Annotated in this window: 13 protein-coding genes; 9 read left to right on the top strand and 4 right to left on the bottom strand. The window is 68.2% G+C overall.

Features of this window, described 5'->3' with window-relative positions:
- Positions 1–5: 5 nt before the first annotated feature.
- From OP497_RS11020 to OP497_RS11010, 3 genes are all read left to right on the top strand, one after another.
- Positions 6–182 (top strand): hypothetical protein, encoded by a 177-nt coding sequence (locus OP497_RS11020; RefSeq protein ID WP_280548300.1) that lies wholly within the window; start codon positions 6–8, stop codon positions 180–182.
- A gap of 63 nt (positions 183–245) precedes the next feature.
- Positions 246–1,427 carry an acyl-CoA dehydrogenase gene (locus OP497_RS11015; protein ID WP_280548298.1) on the top strand — a complete coding sequence of 394 codons (1,182 nt, stop codon included), beginning with the start codon at positions 246–248 and terminating at the stop codon, positions 1,425–1,427.
- Between the two features lie 104 nt (positions 1,428–1,531).
- A complete protein-coding gene (locus OP497_RS11010) occupies positions 1,532–2,737 on the top strand; it encodes a CaiB/BaiF CoA-transferase family protein (RefSeq protein WP_280548296.1) in 1,206 nt (401 codons plus the stop codon).
- Between the two features lie 138 nt (positions 2,738–2,875).
- On the opposite strand, the gene OP497_RS11005 is transcribed toward OP497_RS11010, so the two are convergent.
- On the bottom strand, positions 2,876–3,709 hold the full coding sequence (locus OP497_RS11005; RefSeq protein WP_280548294.1) for a pyruvate, water dikinase regulatory protein: 834 nt from the start codon (positions 3,707–3,709) through the stop codon (positions 2,876–2,878).
- A 287-nt stretch (positions 3,710–3,996) separates the two neighbouring features.
- On the opposite strand from OP497_RS11005, the gene ppsA reads away from it, so the two are divergent.
- The 6 genes from ppsA (at position 3,997) to OP497_RS10975 (ending at position 12,899) form a co-directional block, all read left to right on the top strand.
- Positions 3,997–6,369, top strand: a complete 2,373-nt coding sequence (gene ppsA / locus OP497_RS11000; protein WP_280548292.1) for a phosphoenolpyruvate synthase — start codon at positions 3,997–3,999, stop codon at positions 6,367–6,369.
- A gap of 121 nt (positions 6,370–6,490) precedes the next feature.
- Complete coding sequence (locus OP497_RS10995) at positions 6,491–7,132, top strand: anti-virulence regulator CigR family protein (protein WP_280548290.1); 642 nt, start codon at positions 6,491–6,493, stop codon at positions 7,130–7,132.
- A gap of 119 nt (positions 7,133–7,251) precedes the next feature.
- Positions 7,252–9,669, top strand: a complete 2,418-nt coding sequence (locus OP497_RS10990) for an ATP-binding protein (RefSeq protein ID WP_280548288.1) — start codon at positions 7,252–7,254, stop codon at positions 9,667–9,669.
- Positions 9,659–10,441 carry a universal stress protein gene (locus OP497_RS10985; protein WP_280548286.1) on the top strand — a complete coding sequence of 261 codons (783 nt, stop codon included), beginning with the start codon at positions 9,659–9,661 and terminating at the stop codon, positions 10,439–10,441. Before OP497_RS10990 ends, OP497_RS10985 begins: the two co-directional genes overlap by 11 nt.
- 82 nt (positions 10,442–10,523) lie before the next feature.
- Positions 10,524–11,003 carry a hypothetical protein gene (locus OP497_RS10980; protein ID WP_280548284.1) on the top strand — a complete coding sequence of 160 codons (480 nt, stop codon included), beginning with the start codon at positions 10,524–10,526 and terminating at the stop codon, positions 11,001–11,003.
- Between the two features lie 69 nt (positions 11,004–11,072).
- The gene (locus OP497_RS10975; protein ID WP_280548282.1) at positions 11,073–12,899 is read left to right on the top strand and encodes a gamma-glutamyltransferase family protein; all 1,827 of its coding nucleotides are present in this window, start codon (positions 11,073–11,075) and stop codon (positions 12,897–12,899) included.
- Here OP497_RS10975 and OP497_RS10970 read toward each other — a convergent pair.
- The 3 genes from OP497_RS10970 to acnB form a co-directional block, all read right to left on the bottom strand.
- Positions 12,896–14,791, bottom strand: coding sequence for a glycerophosphodiester phosphodiesterase family protein (locus tag OP497_RS10970; protein ID WP_280548280.1), 1,896 nt, complete (start codon positions 14,789–14,791; stop codon positions 12,896–12,898). The two genes, OP497_RS10975 and OP497_RS10970, sit on opposite strands and share 4 nt — an antisense overlap.
- Before the next feature lie 76 nt (positions 14,792–14,867).
- Complete coding sequence (gene rraA / locus OP497_RS10965) at positions 14,868–15,389, bottom strand: ribonuclease E activity regulator RraA (RefSeq protein WP_280548351.1); 522 nt, start codon at positions 15,387–15,389, stop codon at positions 14,868–14,870.
- A gap of 184 nt (positions 15,390–15,573) precedes the next feature.
- On the bottom strand, positions 15,574–18,177 hold the full coding sequence (gene acnB, locus OP497_RS10960; RefSeq protein ID WP_280548278.1) for a bifunctional aconitate hydratase 2/2-methylisocitrate dehydratase: 2,604 nt from the start codon (positions 18,175–18,177) through the stop codon (positions 15,574–15,576).
- Positions 18,178–18,298 lie beyond the last annotated feature (121 nt).

The raw sequence follows: 18,298 nt of genomic DNA, 5'->3' as shown, positions 1-18,298 counted from the left end.
CTTGCATGAGCGCACCCGCTTTCCCGTCCTTCTCCCTTGCATTCCGACCCCGCCACGCCCGGGCCATGCGACTCTCGGTTGTCAGGCGCTTCGCGCTGATCGCCTGGCGGCAGATCCGCGCCGAGCTGGCACGCCAGGGCGTGCTGAACGCCAAGATCAGGGACGGTGGGCTTGGCAGATGACGCTCATTGGTCTACATTTAGTGAAAATGTAGAAATTGGCAGCACGCCAACCGAGGACACCCCATGAGCCAGATCACTCCCGTCACCTGGGACGACCCCTTCCGCCTCGTCGACCAGCTCTCCGAAGACGAGCGCATGGTCCTGCAGACCGCCCACGACTATTGCCAGGAGAAACTGCTGCCGCGGGTGCTGGAAGCCAACCGCCACGAGCGCTTCGACCGCGAGATCATGAACGAGATGGGCGAGCTGGGGCTGCTCGGCGCGACCATCAACGGCTACGGCTGCGCCGGGCTGAACTATGTCAGCTATGGCCTGATCGCCCGTGAGGTGGAGCGCGTCGACTCCGGCTACCGCAGTGCCATGAGCGTGCAGTCGAGCCTGGTGATGTACCCCATACACGCCTTCGGCAGCGAGGCCCAGCGCGAGAAGTACCTGCCGAAACTGGCCAGCGGCGAGTGGGTGGGGGCGTTCGGCCTCACCGAGCCCGACCACGGCTCCGATCCTGGCGGCATGAGCACCCGTGCCACCCACACCGACGGCGGCTGGCGGCTCAACGGCACCAAGACCTGGATCACCAACTCGCCCATCGCCGATGTCTTCGTGGTCTGGGCCCGGGACGACGAGGGGGTGGTCAACGGCTTCATCCTCGAGAAGGGCATGAAGGGGCTCTCGGCCCCCAAGATCGAGGGCAAGTTCAGCCTGCGCGCCTCCATCACCGGCCAGATCGCCATGCAGGACGTGGAGGTCTCGGACGATCAGCGCCTGCCCGGCGTCACCGGCCTGAAGGGGCCGTTCTCCTGCCTCAACCGCGCCCGCTTCGGCATCGCCTGGGGCACCATGGGGGCCGCCGAGGCCTGCTGGCATGCGGCCCGCGACTATACCCTGGAGCGCAAGCAGTTCGGTCGCCCGCTGGCTGCCAACCAGCTGATTCAGAAGAAGCTCGCCGACATGCAGACCGAGATCACCCTGGGCCTGCAGGCCGCGCTGCGCGTCGGCCGCATGATCGACGACGGCCAGCTGGTGCCGGAGGCGATCTCGCTGATCAAGCGCAACAACTGCGGCAAGGCCTTGGACATCGCTCGTATGGCCCGTGACATGCACGGCGGCAACGGCATCAGCGACGAGTACCACGTGATCCGCCACATGATGAACCTCGAGGCGGTGAATACCTACGAGGGCACCCATGACGTCCACGCCCTGATCCTCGGGCGCGCCCAGACCGGCATCCAGGCCTTTACCGACTGATCGGCCAGAACGATACACGCTGACAATAACGAGGGGTGCGGGGAACAAGTCGAGGGATGTGGGGCTTGTTGCCGGATCAGCCCCGAGCGAGCAAGGAGCTCAAGATGAGCGGACCGCTGGACGGCATCACGGTGCTCGATATGTCGCGGGTGCTGGCCGGCCCCTGGGCCGGCCAGCTGCTCGCCGACCTCGGGGCCCGAGTAATCAAGGTCGAACACCCCTCGCGTGGCGATGACACCCGTGGCTGGGGGCCGCCCTGGCTGGCTGAGCAGAACATTGCCGAACGGGTGGCGGCCTACTTCCTGTGCGCCAACCGCGGCAAGCAGTCGCTGGCCGTGGATATCGCCACCGAGGGCGGTCAGGACCTGGTCAGGGCACTGGCGAAGGGCGCCGATATCCTGCTCGAGAACTTCAAGGTTGGCGGCCTGGCCAAGTACGGGCTCGACTACCCCAGCCTGCGGGCGATCAATCCGCGCCTGATCGGCTGTTCGATCACCGGCTTCGGCCAGGATGGCCCCTATGCTCACCGGGCCGGCTACGACTTCATGATCCAGGCCATGGGCGGCTTGATGAGCCTCTCCGGCGAGCCCGATGGCATGCCCATGAAGACCGGCGTGGCCATCACCGACGTGATGACCGGTCTCTATGCCACGGTGGGCGTGCTGGCCGCCCTGCAGGAGCGTGCACGCACCGGTCGAGGACAGCACATCGACCTGGCGCTGCTCGATGTTCAGGTGGCCACCCTGGCCAACCAGGCGCTCAACGCCCTGGTCGAAGGCCGTTCACCCGAGCGTCATGGCAACGCCCATCCCAATATCGTGCCCTATCAGGCCTTTGCCTGCGCCGATGGCCATCTGGTACTCACCGTGGGCAACGATGCCCAGTTCGCGCGCTTGGCCGACATGCTGGGCCATCCCGAGTGGGCCGAGGATCCCGCCTACGCAAGCAATGCTGCCCGGGTCGGCAACCGGGAGGTGCTGGTCTCACTGATCCAGAAGATTCTGCTCGAGCGCGACCGCGATGACTGGCTGGCCGAGATGGAGGCGCGCGGACTCCCCGCCGGCCCCATCAACACCCTGACCGAGGTCTTCGACGACCCCCAGGTGCGCCATCGCGGCCTGCACCGGACGCTGCGCCGTGGCGATCTCGAGGTGCCCCAGGTCGCCAACCCGCTGCGCTTCGACGGGCAGCCCGCCAGCAGCGAGGTGGCGCCTCCTCGGCTCGGCCAGGACAGCGATGCGATACTCGCCGAGATGGGGCTGACGCCCGAGGATATTGCCAAGCTCAGACGGGCAGGCGTGGTCAGGTAAGAAACCAACTGGCGGCGCCGGGGACAGGTCGTAGCGGAGGTCCTACGCCAGGGATGGCGTCGGTAGCGCCCACGGATGGGTTCACAGCGCCTCCGCGTAGACCTGTTGCCGGTTAAGCCGCATGCTGGTCACTGGCTCCTATCTGGGCGAAAACCGCCGTGTCAGTCCCGTCTCGGCGATCATCCGGGTGGATATCTCCTCTACGGAGAAGCGGGTGGTGTCGATATAGGGGATGTGCATCTGGCGATAGAGCCCCTCGGCCTGCTCGACCTCCTGGGCGCACTGGTCCATGGAACTGTAGCGGCTGTTGGGCCGGCGCTCATGGCGGATCGCCGCCAGTCGTCGCGGGTCGATGGTCAGCCCGAACAGCTTGTGGCGATGCGGGACCAGCGCCTTCGGCAGCTTCAGGGTGCCGTTCTCGTCCTGGTCGTCCTCGGTGAGCGGGTAGTTGGCGGCGCGGATGCCGAACTGCAGGGCCAGGTAGAGCGAAGTGGGGGTCTTGCCGCAGCGCGAGACCCCGACGAGGATGATGTCGGCCTGGTCGTACTGGTGGGTGCGGGCCCCGTCGTCGTTGTCCAGGGCGAAGTGCACCGAGTGGATGCGGTCCATGTAGACATCGTCGCGGCCAATGGCATGGGTGCGACCCACGCTGTAGGAGGAGTGGGCCTCCAGCTCCTCCTCCAGCGGCTTGAGGAAGGTCGAGAAGATATCGACCTTGAAGCCCGGGGCCTGGCGTATCACCTCGCGGATCTGCTCGTCGACCACGGTGTCGATGATGATCGGCTGCTCGCCGTCGCGCACCGCCGTGGCCTCGATGATCGCCACCAGGGTCCGGGCCTTCTCGAGGGAGTCGATATAGGGCTTGGTGAACATGCGGATCTCGACGCTCTCGAACTGGGCGAGGAGGCTGCGTCCCAGGCTCTCGGCGGTGATGCCGGTGCCGTCGGAGATGAAGAAAGCGGTACGCGTCATGGCGGGTCGCTGTGGTCCGGTGTGGAGGTGGGGCCTATTGTCAGTGTTGGTCGGGGCCGGGACAAGGGTCAGGCGGCGGCGCGGCGGGGCCTGTCACTACAGGAAACGGGCTCATGGCCCCGCTGTTGTAAAAATCCTCCAGTGACTTCGATGTTAGACCAATGGCGAATATGGAAGGTCGCTGGTAGAGTCGCCAGCATCCCATCATGCCCTGGTCCCTCGAGTGAGGCCCGCGAGCGAGGCCCACCGGCGTGATGCACTCGTCGACGATTTTTCTGGGAGGTCTCATGGACGATTACATTCAGTGGTTCGATCAGTTGGGCATGGGGGACGTTGAACGGGTCGGTGGCAAGAATGCCTCCCTCGGCGAGATGATCTCCAACCTGTCCGGCGTGGGTGTCACCGTCCCCGGCGGGTTCGCCACCACGGCCCACGCCTACCGCGAATTCCTCTCCCACGAAGGGCTCAACGAGCGCATCAACCGCCGGCTCGCCACTCTGGACGTCGATGACGTGGCCGAGCTGGCGAGGGCCGGTGCCGAGATCCGCCAGTGGGTCATCGACACGCCACTGCCGCCGACCTTCGAGCAGTACCTGCGCGAGAGCTACGCGACGCTCTCGGCGATGCATCCCAACCTCAAGGCCGCGGTGCGCAGCTCCGCCACCGCCGAGGACCTGCCGGATGCCTCCTTCGCCGGCCAGCAGGAGACCTTCCTCAACATCGAGGGCTTCGACAACATCAAGCGCGCCGTGCACGAGGTGTTCGCGTCGCTGTTCAACGACCGGGCCATCTCCTACCGCGTGCACCGCGGCTATGCCCACGAGAACGTGGCGCTGTCGGCGGGCATCCAGAAGATGGTGCGCTCCGAGACCGGTGCCTCGGGCGTGATGTTCACCCTGGACACCGAATCCGGCTACCGCGACGCGGTCTTCGTCACCGCCTCCTGGGGCCTGGGCGAGACGGTGGTGCAGGGCGCCGTGAACCCCGACGAGTTCTACGTGCACAAGCCGACCCTGGCGGCGGGCCGCCCGGCGGTGTTGCGTCGCAACCTCGGCTCCAAGCTGATCAAGATGATCTACACCGACGACACCAGCGCCGGCAAGTCGGTGGAAACCGTGGACGTACCGCTGGCCGACCGCGGGCGCTTCTGCATCAATGACGAGCAGATCATGGACCTGGCCCGCCAGGCGGTGACCATCGAGCAGCACTACGGCCGTCCCATGGACATCGAGTGGGCGCTGGACGGCGACGACGGCAAGCTCTACATCGTCCAGGCGCGTCCCGAGACCGTGGTCTCCCAGCAGGAGGGCGGCAAGCTCGAGCGCTTCCAGCTCAAGGAGAAGGGGCGCACCCTGGTGGCCGGCCGGGCCATCGGCCAGCGCATCGGCCGCGGTGCGGTCAAGGTGGTGTTCTCCCCGGATGACATGCAGAAGGTCAACCCCGGCGATGTGCTGGTCACCGACATGACCGACCCGGACTGGGAGCCGATCATGAAGCGCGCCTCGGCCATCGTGACCAACCGGGGCGGCCGCACCTGCCACGCGGCGATCATCGCCCGCGAGCTGGGCATTCCCGCCGTGGTCGGCTGCGGCGATGCCACCGCGGCGCTGGCCGACGGGCGCGACGTCACCGTCTCCTGTGCCGAAGGGGACACCGGGCACGTCTACGAGGGCCTGCTGGAGTTCGATCGCCGCGTGACCAGCGTCGATGCCATGCCCGAGATCCCCTTCAAGATCATGATGAACGTCGGCAACCCGGATCGTGCCTTCAGCTTCGCCAGCCTGCCCAATGCCGGGGTCGGCCTGGCCCGCCTGGAGTTCATCATCAACCGCATGATCGGGGTGCACCCCAAGGCACTGCTCGAGTACGACACCCTGCCCGCCGACCTGCAGCAGACCATCGACCTGCGTACCGCCGGCTACCGCGACCCGGTGGCGTTCTACGTCGACAAGCTGGTCGAGGGCATTTCCACCCTGGCGGCTGCCTTCTACCCGCAGCGGGTCATCGTGCGCCTGTCGGACTTCAAGTCCAACGAGTACGAAAACCTGATCGGCGGCAAGCTCTACGAGCCGGGCGAGGAGAACCCCATGCTCGGCTTCCGCGGCGCCTCGCGCTACATCTCGGAGTCGTTCCGCCCCTGCTTCGAGCTGGAGTGCCGGGCGCTCAAGCGGGTCCGCGAGGTGATGGGGCTGGACAATGTCGAGATCATGGTGCCCTTCGTGCGCACCACCGAGGAGGCCCGTGAGGTCGTCGACCTGCTGGCCGCCAACGGCCTGGCCCGCGGCGAGAAGGGCCTCAAGGTCATCATGATGTGCGAGCTGCCGGCCAACGCCCTGCTCGCCGAGGAGTTCCTGGAGTACTTCGATGGCTTCTCCATCGGCTCCAACGACCTGACCCAGCTGACCCTGGGCCTGGACCGCGACTCCGGCATCGTCGCCCACCTGTTCGACGAGCGGAACCCGGCCGTGAAGAAGCTGCTGGCCATGGCCATCCAGGCCTGTCACGCCCAGGGCAAGTACATCGGCATTTGTGGCCAGGGCCCCTCGGACTATCCGGACCTGGCCAAGTGGCTAATGGAGCAGGGCATCGACTCCGTGTCGCTCAATCCCGATGCGGTCCTCGAGACCTGGTTCATGCTGGCCGGCGAGACCCTGGGCTGACCCGGCGTCTGGCGGTCCTTGATCGACGACACCCGGGCTTGCCCGGGTGTCTTGCTTTGTGCACGGCCCTTGCACGATGTCGGTCTAGACTGAGCGTATATGCCCCGACGAGGAGGTCTGCATGAAGACCCGTTTCCCGCTTTATCCCCTGGTGGTGGCCGGTGCCCTCGGCCTGGCTCTCGCCGCGTCCCCGCTGCTGGCGCAGCCTGGCAACGGTCAGGGCAATGCTCAAGGGGCGGCTCCCTGGAAGGAAAAAGGCCAGCAGCAGCGTGGCCAGAAGGGCCAGGGCCAGAATGCCCAGGAGTCGCGTGGCCAGGGCCAGGCTCAAGGCGACCGCGACCGCGACCGCCAGGAGTCCCGTGACCGGGGGCGTGACGAGTACCGCGACCGGGATCGACGCGATCGGCAACGAGAGGAATACCGCGACCGGGACTGGGACCGCGAGGAGTATCGCGACCGGCAACGCTATCGCGATTCGGCCAGGCGGCCGTTGATCGACGAGCGCGAGGTTCGCGAGATCTTCCGCAGTCGGCGCGAGGTCATCCGTCATGACGACCGCGACAGCCTGCCGCCCGGCATCCGCATGAACCTGGCGCGCGGCAAGCCCCTGCCTCCCGGCATTGCCAGGAAGTTCGACGAGCGCGTGCGGCGTGATCTGCCCGATTACGAGGGCTATGAATGGCGCCGTGTGGGCACCGATGCCGTGCTGGTGGATCTGACCAACGACATCATCTACGAGGTGATCCACGATATCCTGCGTTGATCGCCACCGGCGGGCACGCCGTTGCCCGCCGTCCCTCCTGCGCCCCCTCTCCTTGATCTCTATCAGGCACGACCCTTCGCCTTGTCGCATACTGCCGGTGTCTGCAAAGGAGAACTGCTATGGTGGAACCCCTTGGGGTGGCACAGGTGTACCGGACCTGTCCGACTGATGTCTTCGCTTTCGAGGTCACCAGTGAGCTCGAGTCGCTGGACCTGCTGGTTGGCCACGAGCGCGCGCGGGACGCGTTGAGTTTCGGCACCGCGATCCGCAGTGACGGCTTCAACCTCTTCGTGCTGGGCCAGCCCGGGCACGACCGGCACAGCCTGGTGGGCAGCTTCCTCTCCGAGAAGGCCCGAGCCGCCTCGCCTCCCAGCGACTGGTGCTACCGCTACAACTTCGACGATCCGGCCGTGCCGCTGGCCCTCTCGCTGCCGCCCGGCCTGGGGCGTCAGCTGCGCACCGACCTGGAGGCGCTGGTCGAGGAGTTGCGCAGCGCCATCCCTGCCGTGTTCGAGAGCGAGGAGTACCAGAACCGCCTCCACGAGCTCAAGCAGGCCATGGGCGAGCGCCAGCGCGACGCCGTGGAGGCCGTGCGACGCGAGGCCCGCGAGCACGATATCCTGCTGCTCTCCACCCCCAACGGCTTCACCTTCGCGCCGGCCGACGGTGACAAGATGATGGCGCCGGAGGCCTTCGAGAAGCTGCCGAAGGACGATCGCGAGCGCATCGAGGCCACGGTCGAGATCCTGCAGCGCAAGCTGACCCAGGCGATCCGCCAGATGCCACGCCTGGCCAAGGCACTGCGCGACCAGGCCAACGCCCTCAACGCGGAGATGCTCGAGTCGGCCATCGGCGCCCCGCTGGATGAGCTCAAGGAGCGCTATGCCGAACACGAGGGCGTCCTGACCCACCTCGACGCCATCCGCGAGGCGATCCTGTTCAATGTCGACTCCTTTATCGCCGATGAGCCCGACATCCCGGCGGAGGCGGTGTTCAGCCGCTTCCAGGTCAACCTGATCGTGGACAACGCCGAGGCACAGGGGGCACCGGTGATCTACCAGGACCTGCCCACCCACCAGCACCTGGTGGGGCGCATCGAGCACCATGTTCACAACGGCACCCTGCTGACCGACTTCTCGCTGATTCGGCCAGGTGCCCTGCATCGCGCCAATGGCGGCTATCTGGTGCTGGACGTGCGTGGCGTGCTCACCCAGCCGGGGGCCTGGGAGACCCTCAAGCGAATACTGAAGGCCGGCGAGATCCGCACCGAGTCGCTGGAGCAGGCCTATGGGCTGATCAGCACGGTGACCCTCGAGCCGGAGCCGATCCCGCTGGACGTCAAGATCGTGCTGCTGGGCGAGCGCCTGCTCTACTACCTGCTCTGCGAGCATGACCCCGAGTTCCTGGAGCTGTTCAAGGTCCAGGCCGACCTCGAGGACGAGCTTGACCGTGACCCCGAGCACGAGGCCTTCTATGCCCGCTTGGTGGCGACCCTGGCCCGCGAGGCGGCCCTGCGTCCGCTGGACCGCAGCGGCGTGGCCGCGGTGATCGAGCGGGCCAGCCGCCTGGCCGACGACCAGCGCAAGCTGACCGCGCGTCACCGCGATCTTCATGACCTGGTGCTGGAAGCCGACCACTGGGCCGGCGAGGAAGCGGCCACGGTGATCGCCCGGCGCCATGTCGAGAAGGCGGTCAGCCAGCAGCTGTGGCGGGCGGGGCGCATCCGCGAGCGCAGCCACGAGATGATCACTCGCGGCACCCTGATGGTCGCCACCGAGGGTCGCGTGGTCGGCCAGGTCAACGGCCTCTCCGTGCTGCAGCTGGGCGAATATGCCTTCGGTCAGCCGTCGCGCATCACCGCCACGGCGCGGCCGGGCAACGGCCAGGTGGTAGACATCGAGCGCGAGGCGCGCATGGGGGGGCGTATCCACTCCAAGGCGGTGATGATCCTGTCGCACTACCTGGCCACGCGCTATGCGGGGGAGGAGCCACTCTCGCTCTCCGCGAGCCTGGCCTTCGAACAGTCCTACGGCGGGATCGAGGGCGACAGTGCCTCGGTGGCCGAGGTGTGTGCCCTGGTCTCGGCCATTGCCCGGGTACCGCTCGACCAGGCCTTCGCCGTGACCGGCTCCATCGACCAGCATGGTCGGGTCCAGGCGGTGGGCGGCGTGAACGAGAAGATCGAAGGGTTCTTCGATGTCTGCGCCGCCCGCGGGGATCTCGAGGGCCAGGCGGTGATCCTGCCGGTGACCAATATCGAGCACCTGATGCTCAAGGCCGAGGTCCGCGACGCCATCAAGCAGGGGCGCTTCCGGGTCTTTGCGGTGTCACGGGTGGACGAGGCACTGGAGCTGCTCACCGGCCTGCCCATCGGTGCCCCCGACGCCCAGGGGCATTTCCCCGAGGGCAGCCTGGATGCCCGCGTGACCGAGCGGCTGGCCCATTTCCGTGAGGTGGTGAAGCACGCGCGCCAGGAGGAGCGGGGTGGCGATGATGATGAGCACGATGAGCACGAGGAGCCGGATGATGAACGCTGACGTGTCCCGACCAGACCCCAGGGAACAGACTACGGATGAGCCGGTCCCGGTGATGCGGGTGCTGGCACTGCTCGATGCGTCGCGCCACAGCCTGGCGGCACTGGCCGCCGCCGTGGATTTCGCGATGATGCGCCACGCCGAGCTGGTGGCGCTTTATGTCGAGGACCAGGACCTGCTGGGCAGCGCCGGCTTTCCCTTTGCCCGGGAGATCGGCGCCGTCTCGGGGCGGGTGCGCCGGTTGTCGAGGACCGACCTCGAGGCTGGCATGGCCCGACAGACCCGGCGCGTGACCGAGGCCCTGGAGGCCGCGGTGGCCGGCCGGGAGCTGCGACACCAGTTGCGGGTCAGTCGCGGCCAGGTGGTCAGCGAGGCATTGTCGCTGGCCGGCCCGGGGGACCTGCTGGTGCTCGGCAAGGCCGGGCTCTCGGGCCACTGGGGCGTGCGGCTGGGCTCCACCAGCCGCGCCCTGATCCTGGAGGCGCCCTGCACGGTGGTCATCTGGGATGAGCGGCTGTCGCTTTCCCGCGGCCCCTTGCGCACCCTGGACGGTCCCGGGGCGGGCGGCGAGTTCCCGCCGGTTCCCGAGGCGCTGACTCGACTGTTCGATGGCAGGGAGACCCTGCAGGTGGCCGATGCCCGGCAACTGGAGCAGCAGTTGGCGCGCGCGGACAACGGTGCCCTGTTGCTCCATCGCCCCCAGCTCGCCCGCCTGGCCGACCAGGATGCCGACCTGCTGGCCCGCTTGCCGATCCCGGTCATCGTGGTGCCTTGAGGGACCAAGCGATTCTGGACCACAGGACGGCGAGAATTTGGCAAGATAGCGCCTCCAACGAGCCGAAGGGGGATCTGCCGGGATGGCATACTTGCTGGTGATGGGGGGCCTGGCGCTCTCCGTCTGCTTTACCCTGGGCTGGGGCCTGGTCCGTGCCACGCGCTGGCTGGTGGGGCGCCTGCCGGGCGCGGGTCGCAAGCCGTCGCGGCGCCCCCCGCGGCGTGCGCCCAGCAGGCCCGGGGCCGCACCGCAGTCCAGGGCCGCACCGCAGTCCAGGGCCGCACCGCAGTCCAGGGCGCGGAAGGCCGCACCGGCCAAGGCGCCGCCGGAACCCTGGCGCCTGACCCGCTGGCTGGCCCGACGGCGTTCGCCGCTACCGCTGGGCATGCTGGCGTTGCTGCTCTACGCGGGCAGCCGCCTGGCCGAATACGGCATGGCCTTCCGGCCGCAGGCCGCTCCCGGCGAGTTCCACGGCCTGGTCAGTTCCCTGGGCTGGGTCGCCGCCGCACTGCTGACCCTCGCCAGCATGAACCTGCTGGCCCTGTGGCGCTGTCGCCGGTAAGGGTGGCGACGACCGGGCCGGACTCACCTATGCTGTCAAGACCCCGAATCGAGACAAGGCGTCCTGATCATGGCTATCCCCACCGCTTGGCGTCGCTCGGCGTCCCTGTTGCTGCTCCTCTCCCCGCTGCTGCTGTCCCCGGCGGCCCTGGGCGAGGTGGACTTCCAGTACCAGCGTCCGGACATCGCCCCGGAGACCGGGTCCGGGAGCGAGGAGAAGCCTGGCTGGGCCACCCAGACGTTCGCCGTGGCCGCGGCCAACCCCCTGGCCACCGATGCCGGCTACCAGATCCTCAAGGCGGGGGGCTCGGCCATCGATGCCGCCATCGCGGTGCAGATGGTGCTCACCCTGGTCGAGCCCCAGTCCAGCGGTATCGGCGGCGGTTCCTTCCTGATGTACCACGACGGCGAGGAGGTCAAGGCCTACGACGGCCGCGAGACCGCGCCGTCCTCGGTGGAGGAGGGACTCTTCCTGGACGGGGACGGCGAGCCCCTGGCGTTCATGAAGGCCGTGGCCAGCGGTCGCTCGGTCGGCGTGCCCGGTACCCTGCGCATGCTGGAGATGGCCCACAAGGCGCATGGTCGCCTGCCCTGGGCCGAGCTCTTCGAGCCGGCCATCACCCTGGCCGACGAGGGATTTCCCGTCAGCCCCAGGCTGCATCGGAGCCTGGCCGACACCGACGCCCTGCGTGACGACGCCCTGGCATCGGCCTTCTACTTCACCGAGGCGGGGGAGCCGCTGCCGGAAGGGCACAGGCTCAAGAACCCGGCCCTGGCCGTGATCCTCGAGCGGATCGCCGAGGATGACAGCTCGGCGCTGCACACCGGGGCGATCGCGGCGGACATCGTGTCGCGGGTGCAGAACCATCCCGGCATTACTGGCAGCCTGAGCCTCGAGGACTTGGCCACCTACTCCGCGAAGGAGCGCGAACCGCTGTGCACCGACTGGCAGGCGTACCGGGTATGTGGCTTTCCGCCTCCCTCCTCGGGCCACCTGACCGTGATGCAGATCCTCGGCACCCTGGAGCAGCTCCCTCCGCTGGAGGCGGGGCTGGAGGACGACCTGCCCGGCGTCGACTGGCTGCACCGCTTCCTGGAGGCCTCGCGGCTGGCCTTCGCCGACCGCGGACGCTACATCGCCGACCCGGACTTCGTCGATGCGCCCGGCGGGGACTGGTCGCTGATGCTCGCCCCCGACTACCTGGAAGAGCGTGCCGACCTGATCGAGGACGGGCAGAGCATGGGCAGTGGCGGTGCCAGCCCGGGCAACCCCGGCGCCCTGGCCACCGCTTGGGCGGTGCAGCCGACGCAGCCGGAATACGGCACCAGCCACATGAGCATCGTCGACGCACACGGCAACGCCCTGGCCATGACCAGTTCCATCGAGCAGGCCTTCGGCGCACGCATCCTCTCCGACGGGGGCACCGGCATGCCAGGGGGCTTCCTGCTTAACAACGAGCTGACCGACTTCTCCTTTACCCCCGCGGATGAGGAGGGGACCCCCATCGCCAACCGGGTGGAGCCCGGCAAGCGCCCACGCTCGAGCATGAGCCCGACGCTGGTCTTCGACCGGGACAGTGGCGAGCTGGTGGCGAGCCTCGGTTCGCCGGGGGGCGCGGCCATCATCCACTACACCGCCCGTTCGCTGGTGGCGATGCTCGACTGGGGCCTTGACGCCCAGCGCTCGCTGGACCTGCCCCATGCCATCACCTTGGGCGGGCCGGTCTATCTGGAGGCGGGACGCTTCCCGCCGGCCACCCGGGAGGCGCTGCGCGAGCGGGGGCACGAGGTGGAGGAGCGCGAGCTCACCAGCGGCCTGCAGGCGATCCAGCGCACCGAGGAGGGCTTCTTCGGTGGCGCCGACCCGCGCCGTGAAGGGGTGGTGATGGGGGACTAGTTCCTCAGCCAGTTGCGTAGCTTGACCAGCAGCAGGGCGCCATCGCCCAGGCGGCGGCGCTCGGCGATCAGCGCGGCGAGCATGGCCGGCCGGTCGGTGATGATGCCGTCCACCCCCAGGTCGATCAACTGGGACATCCGGGTGCGATCGTTGATGGTCCAGGCATGCAGCTCGTAGCCGTAGTGTCCCGCGAGGCGGACCTCCTCCTCGTCGATGCGGTTGTGGCGAAGGGCCAGGGCATCGAAGCCCCGGCGCTCCAGGGTGCCCGACATCACCAGCTGGGCCAGCAGGGTGGTGCGCAGGCGGGGCGCGCGTAGCGTGACCTCGCGCAGCAGCCAGGGCGACGTGGCGGCCACGCGCATCTCGCCCATAATGTCGGGATCGCCACAGGCCAGGGCGGTCACCCGATCCTCGGCGCGGTGCCGGCACGCGCGGCGCAGCTCCCTCTCCCTCGCCAGGGTGTCGATGACCGCATCGGCAAGCTCGAGTTCGCGGCCGGGATCGGGCTTGAGCTCGATCATCAGGGTGGCGCGTCCACGCACCGCCGCCAGGACCTCGTCCAGCCCCGGGATTCGCTCGCCGATGAAGGGGTCACCGAACCAGCTGCCCACATCCACCTCGGCGAGGTCCGCTCGCGGCAGGGCCCCGACACTGCGGTCGTCGCCGGCCAGTCGCCTGAGACTCTCGTCATGGTAGAGGACCACCTCGCCGTCGGCGGTGAGGCGCGCGTCGATCTCGATGCCATCGGCCCGGTCCCGGATCGCCTGTTCCACCGCGGCCAGGGTGTTCTCCGGCGCCTTCAGCGAGCTGCCGCGGTGGGCGATGATGGTGACCTCGTCGCGGATCTCGAAACGGTTGACGATCAGCCACGCCTGGCCAATGGCGAACAGCACGACGGCGAGCTCGACGGCCCAGGCCAGGCGCCCGGGATGGGTGCCGGGTGGCGGGGGTTTGGGCTTCGGCTCGCGATGGGCCAGGCGCAGGTAGAGGCAGGTGGCCTGCAGGGCGTTGGCGGCGATGCCGCCGAAGGTGATGGCCAGGGCGATCAGCAGGTAGGCGGTGAGGTAGGCGAGCATGGCCGGGATCAGCACCGCATTGCGCTCGGGCAGCCACCACAGCAGCGGCGTGACGAACCGGTCGAACAGCGCCGTGGCCAGCAGCGGCAGCATGACGATGCCCAGCAGCAGCAGGACCACCGCCGCGGCGATATGGCGCCCGCGGCCTCGGGTCAGCTGCATGCTGCGCGCCAGGGCCGCCGGCGGCGAGAGCCCCTCCAGGGTCAGCACCGGCAGGGCCAGGTGCCAGCGGACATAGAGGCTGCCGGCGATCAGGACCCACGCCAGCACCGGCACCAGGCCGCTGCCGAGGAAGGCCCAGAAGGCGGGCGGGCGCACGCTCTGCACGAAGTAGGGGTCCAGTCCCCCCAGGAAGAACCCATGGAGCCAGGCGAGGCTCAGGGCCAGCGGGACCAGCAGCAGCAGCTGGCCCCCCACCTGCAGCACCACCAGGCCGCTGAGGGCCGGCAGCCGGCGCAGCGTGGCCCACAGGGCCTCGAAGGCCAGTCGGACATGGTGGTCCCGGGGACGCACCGCCACCAGGATCATGCCGGCTTGCTGCAGGTAGAGCACCAGGAAGGTCAGGCCCACGGCGGCCAGTAGCCAGAGCAGTCCCTCGGGGCTCATCAGCAGGGCGATCAGCTCGTTGTTGGTGATCACCGGGCGGCCGAACTGGGCGATCAGGCCCGAGAGGGTCCAGCCCACGGCCGGCAGCAGCAGGCTCGAGGCCAGCAGCGTGAAGAAGAGGTGATAGGCGATCAGCGGACGCAGATGCTCGCGCAGGGTACGCAGCGCGTCGCTGCTCAGTCGTGACAGGGGCAGCATGGACTCGCGCATGACGGGAATCTGACGTCAGGATGACACCGCTTGCCCGTCACGGGCAAGTGCCTGTTACCGCGGGCCTCGTCGCGGTTCAGCGCTCCAGGTCCAGCTGCTCGTCGGCGACCAGGATGCCGTTGTTGTCGGCATAGAGCCACTGGCCGGGCGTCAGGGTGACACCGGCAAAGCTGACCGGGATGTCGCGCTGTCCCTCGCCGCGCTTCTCGCTCTTGCGCGGATGGGCGCCCAGGGCCTGGATGCCGAGCTCCGACTCGGCCAGCACGTCGACGTCACGCACGCAGCCGTACATCACCACGCCGGCCCAGCCGTGGCCGGCGGCCTGTTCGGCCAGCATGTCGCCCAGCATGGCGCAGCGGGTGGAGCCGCCGGCATCGACGACCAGCACGGCGCCATCGCCGGGCTCGGCCACCGCCTGCTTGACCAGGGAATTGTCCTCGAAGCACTTGACGGTGCGGATCGGGCCGGCGAAGGCCTCGTGGCCGCCGACGTTGACGAAGATCGGGTCGAGCACCTGGACCTCGGGGTAGGCATCGCAGATGTCCGGGGTGACGATATGGCTCACGGTGAGGCTCCTCGTGACGTGGGAGATCCCCATCATGATGCCATGGCCCGGGCAGAACGGAAGCCCCCTTTTGGTGGGACAGGCCGGTCGAAAGGGCGGGATCAAAAAAAGCGCCCCGGATGGGGCGCTTCGTTCATCGGCTCCGGCCGCCGCGGACGGCGGCCTTCGATGTTGCGAGCATCGGAGTCGAACCCAAGGTTATCAGAAAATAGGGGGATCAGGCTTCCTGCGCGACCGGAATCACGTTGGACGCGGCGTTCTGATACTCCTCGATCTCATGGAAGTTCATGTAGCGGTAGATCTCGCCGGCCATGGCATCGAACTCGCCCATGTAGCGGCGATACTCGTCGACGCTGGGCAGGCGGCCTTCCACGGCGGCCACGGCCGCCAGCTCCGCGGAGGCGAGGTAGACGTTGGCGCCGTCGCCCAGGCGGTTCGGGAAGTTACGGGTCGAGGTGGAGACCACGGTGCTCTTGGCGGCGACGCGGGCCTGGTTGCCCATGCACAGCGAGCAGCCGGGCATCTCCATGCGTGCCCCGGCGCGGCCGTAGATGCCGTAGTAGCCTTCCGCGGTCAGCTGGTGCTGGTCCATCTTGGTCGGCGGGGCCAGCCACAGGCGGGTCTTCAGGCTGCCTGCCGGCTGCTTCTCGAGCAGCTTGCCCGCGGCGCGGAAGTGGCCGATGTTGGTCATGCACGAGCCGATGAACACCTCGTCGATCTTCTCGCCGGCCACGTCAGACAGCAGGCGGGCGTCGTCCGGATCGTTCGGGGCGCACAGCACCGGCTCCTTGAGCTCCTCGAGATCGATCTCGATGACCTCGGCGTACTCGGCATCGTTATCGGCGCGCATCAGGCTCGGGTCGGCCAGCCACTCCTCCATGCCCTGGATGCGGCGCTCGATGGTACGGCGGTCGCCGTAGCCGTTGGCGATCATCCACTTGAGCAGGGTGATGTTGGACGTCAGGTACTCGCTCACGCTGTCGTCGGACAGCGTGATGGTGCAGCCCGCGGCGGAGCGCTCGGCGGAGGCGTCGGAGAGCTCGAAGGCCTGCTCGACGGTGAGATCCTCGAGGCCCTCGATCTCCAGCACGCGGCCGGAGAAGGCGTTCTTCTTGCCGGACTTCTCGACGGTCAGCAGGCCCTGCTGGATGGCGTAGTAGGGGATGGCGTGGACCAGGTCACGCAGGGTGACGCCGGGCTGGCGCTCGCCCTTGAAGCGCACCAGCACCGATTCCGGCATGTCCAGCGGCATCACGCCGGTGGCGGCGGCGAAGGCGACCAGGCCGGAGCCCGCCGGGAAGGAGATGCCCAGCGGGAAGCGGGTGTGGGAGTCGCCGCCAGTGCCCACGGTGTCGGGCAGCAGCATGCGGTTGAGCCAGCTGTGGATGATGCCGTCGCCCGGGCGCAGCGAGACGCCGCCGCGGTTCATGATGAAGTCGGGCAGGGTGTGGTGGGTGTCCACGTCGACCGGCTTGGGGTAGGCGGCGGTGTGGCAGAAGGACTGCATCACCAGGTCGGCCTGGAAGCCGAGGCAGGCGAGGTCCTTGAGCTCGTCGCGGGTCATCGGGCCGGTGGTGTCCTGGGAGCCCACGGTGGCCATCTTCGGCTCGCAATACATGCCCGGGCGCACGCCGTCCAGGCCGCAGGCCTTGCCGACCATCTTCTGGGCCAGGGTGAAGCCCTTGCCGGTGTCGGTGGGCTGCTCGGGCAGGCGGAAGACGTCGGAGGGAGCGAGGCCCAGGGACTCGCGCGCCTTGGTGGTCAGGCCGCGGCCGATGATCAGCGGGATGCGGCCGCCGGCACGTACCTCGTCGAGGATCAGCTGGGTCTTGAGCGCGAAGGTGGTGAGCACCTCGTCGGTGCCGTGCTTGCACACCTTGCCCGTATAGGGGTAGACGTCGATGACGTCGCCCATCTCGAGCTTCTCGACATCCATCTCCACGGGCAGGGCGCCGGAATCTTCCATGGTGTTGAAGAAGATCGGCGCGATCTTGCCGCCGAAGCAGAAGCCACCGGCGCGCTTGTTGGGCACGTTGGGGATGTCGTCACCGAAGAACCACAGCACGGAGTTGGTGGCGGACTTGCGCGAGGAGCCGGTGCCGACCACGTCGCCCACGTAGGCGACCGGAAAGCCCTTGGCCTTGACGTCCTCGATCTGCTTGAGCGGGCCGGTGGTGCCGGGCACCTCGGGCTCGATGCCGTCGCGCTCGTTCTTGAGCATGGCATTGGCGTGCAGCGGGATGTCGGGGCGTGACCAGGCGTCCGGGGCGGGGGAGAGGTCGTCGGTATTGGTCTCGCCGGGCACCTTGAAGACGCTGAGGGTGATCTTCTCTTCCAGGGCGGGCCTGGAGAGGAACCACTCGGCGTCGGCCCAGGACTGGAGGACGTCCTTGGCCACGGCGTTGCCGGCCTTGGCGCGCTCTTCCACGTCGTGGAAGGCGTCGAACATCAGCAGGGTGTGCTTGAGCTGCTCGCCCACTTCCTTGGCGAGCTGTGCGTCGTCGAGCAGCTCGACCAGGGAGACGATGTTGTAGCCGCCCTGCATGGTGCCCAGCAGCTTCACCGCGTGGATCTTGTCGATCAGCGGCGACTCGGCCTCGCCCTTGGCGATGGCGGTCAGGAAACCGGCCTTGACGTAGGCGGCTTCGTCGACGCCGGGCGGCACGCGATGGGTGAGCAGGTCGAGGATGGCCTCTTCCTCGCCGGTGGGCGGGTTCTTCAGCAGCTCGACCAGTGCGGCGACCTGCTCGGCGTTCAGCGGCTTCGGCGGCACGCCATCGGCGGCACGCTCCTCGACATGTTGGCGATAGGCTTCAAGCACGTTGGGGCCCTCATCGGTGGTGGTGGCCGAAGCCGGCAGACCTTGTGGCGCATCGATAAGTCGAGCGTCGACGAAAGGCACGCTTCGGCGCGGGAAAACGTCTGGCAGACCCTTCCTGTTT

It is taken from the genome of Halomonas sp. 11-S5, assembly GCF_029889825.1.
In the GTDB taxonomy this organism is placed as follows: domain Bacteria; phylum Pseudomonadota; class Gammaproteobacteria; order Pseudomonadales; family Halomonadaceae; genus Halomonas.
Note: the sequence above shows the minus strand (reverse complement) of the source record. Positions and strands in the feature narration are given on the sequence as shown.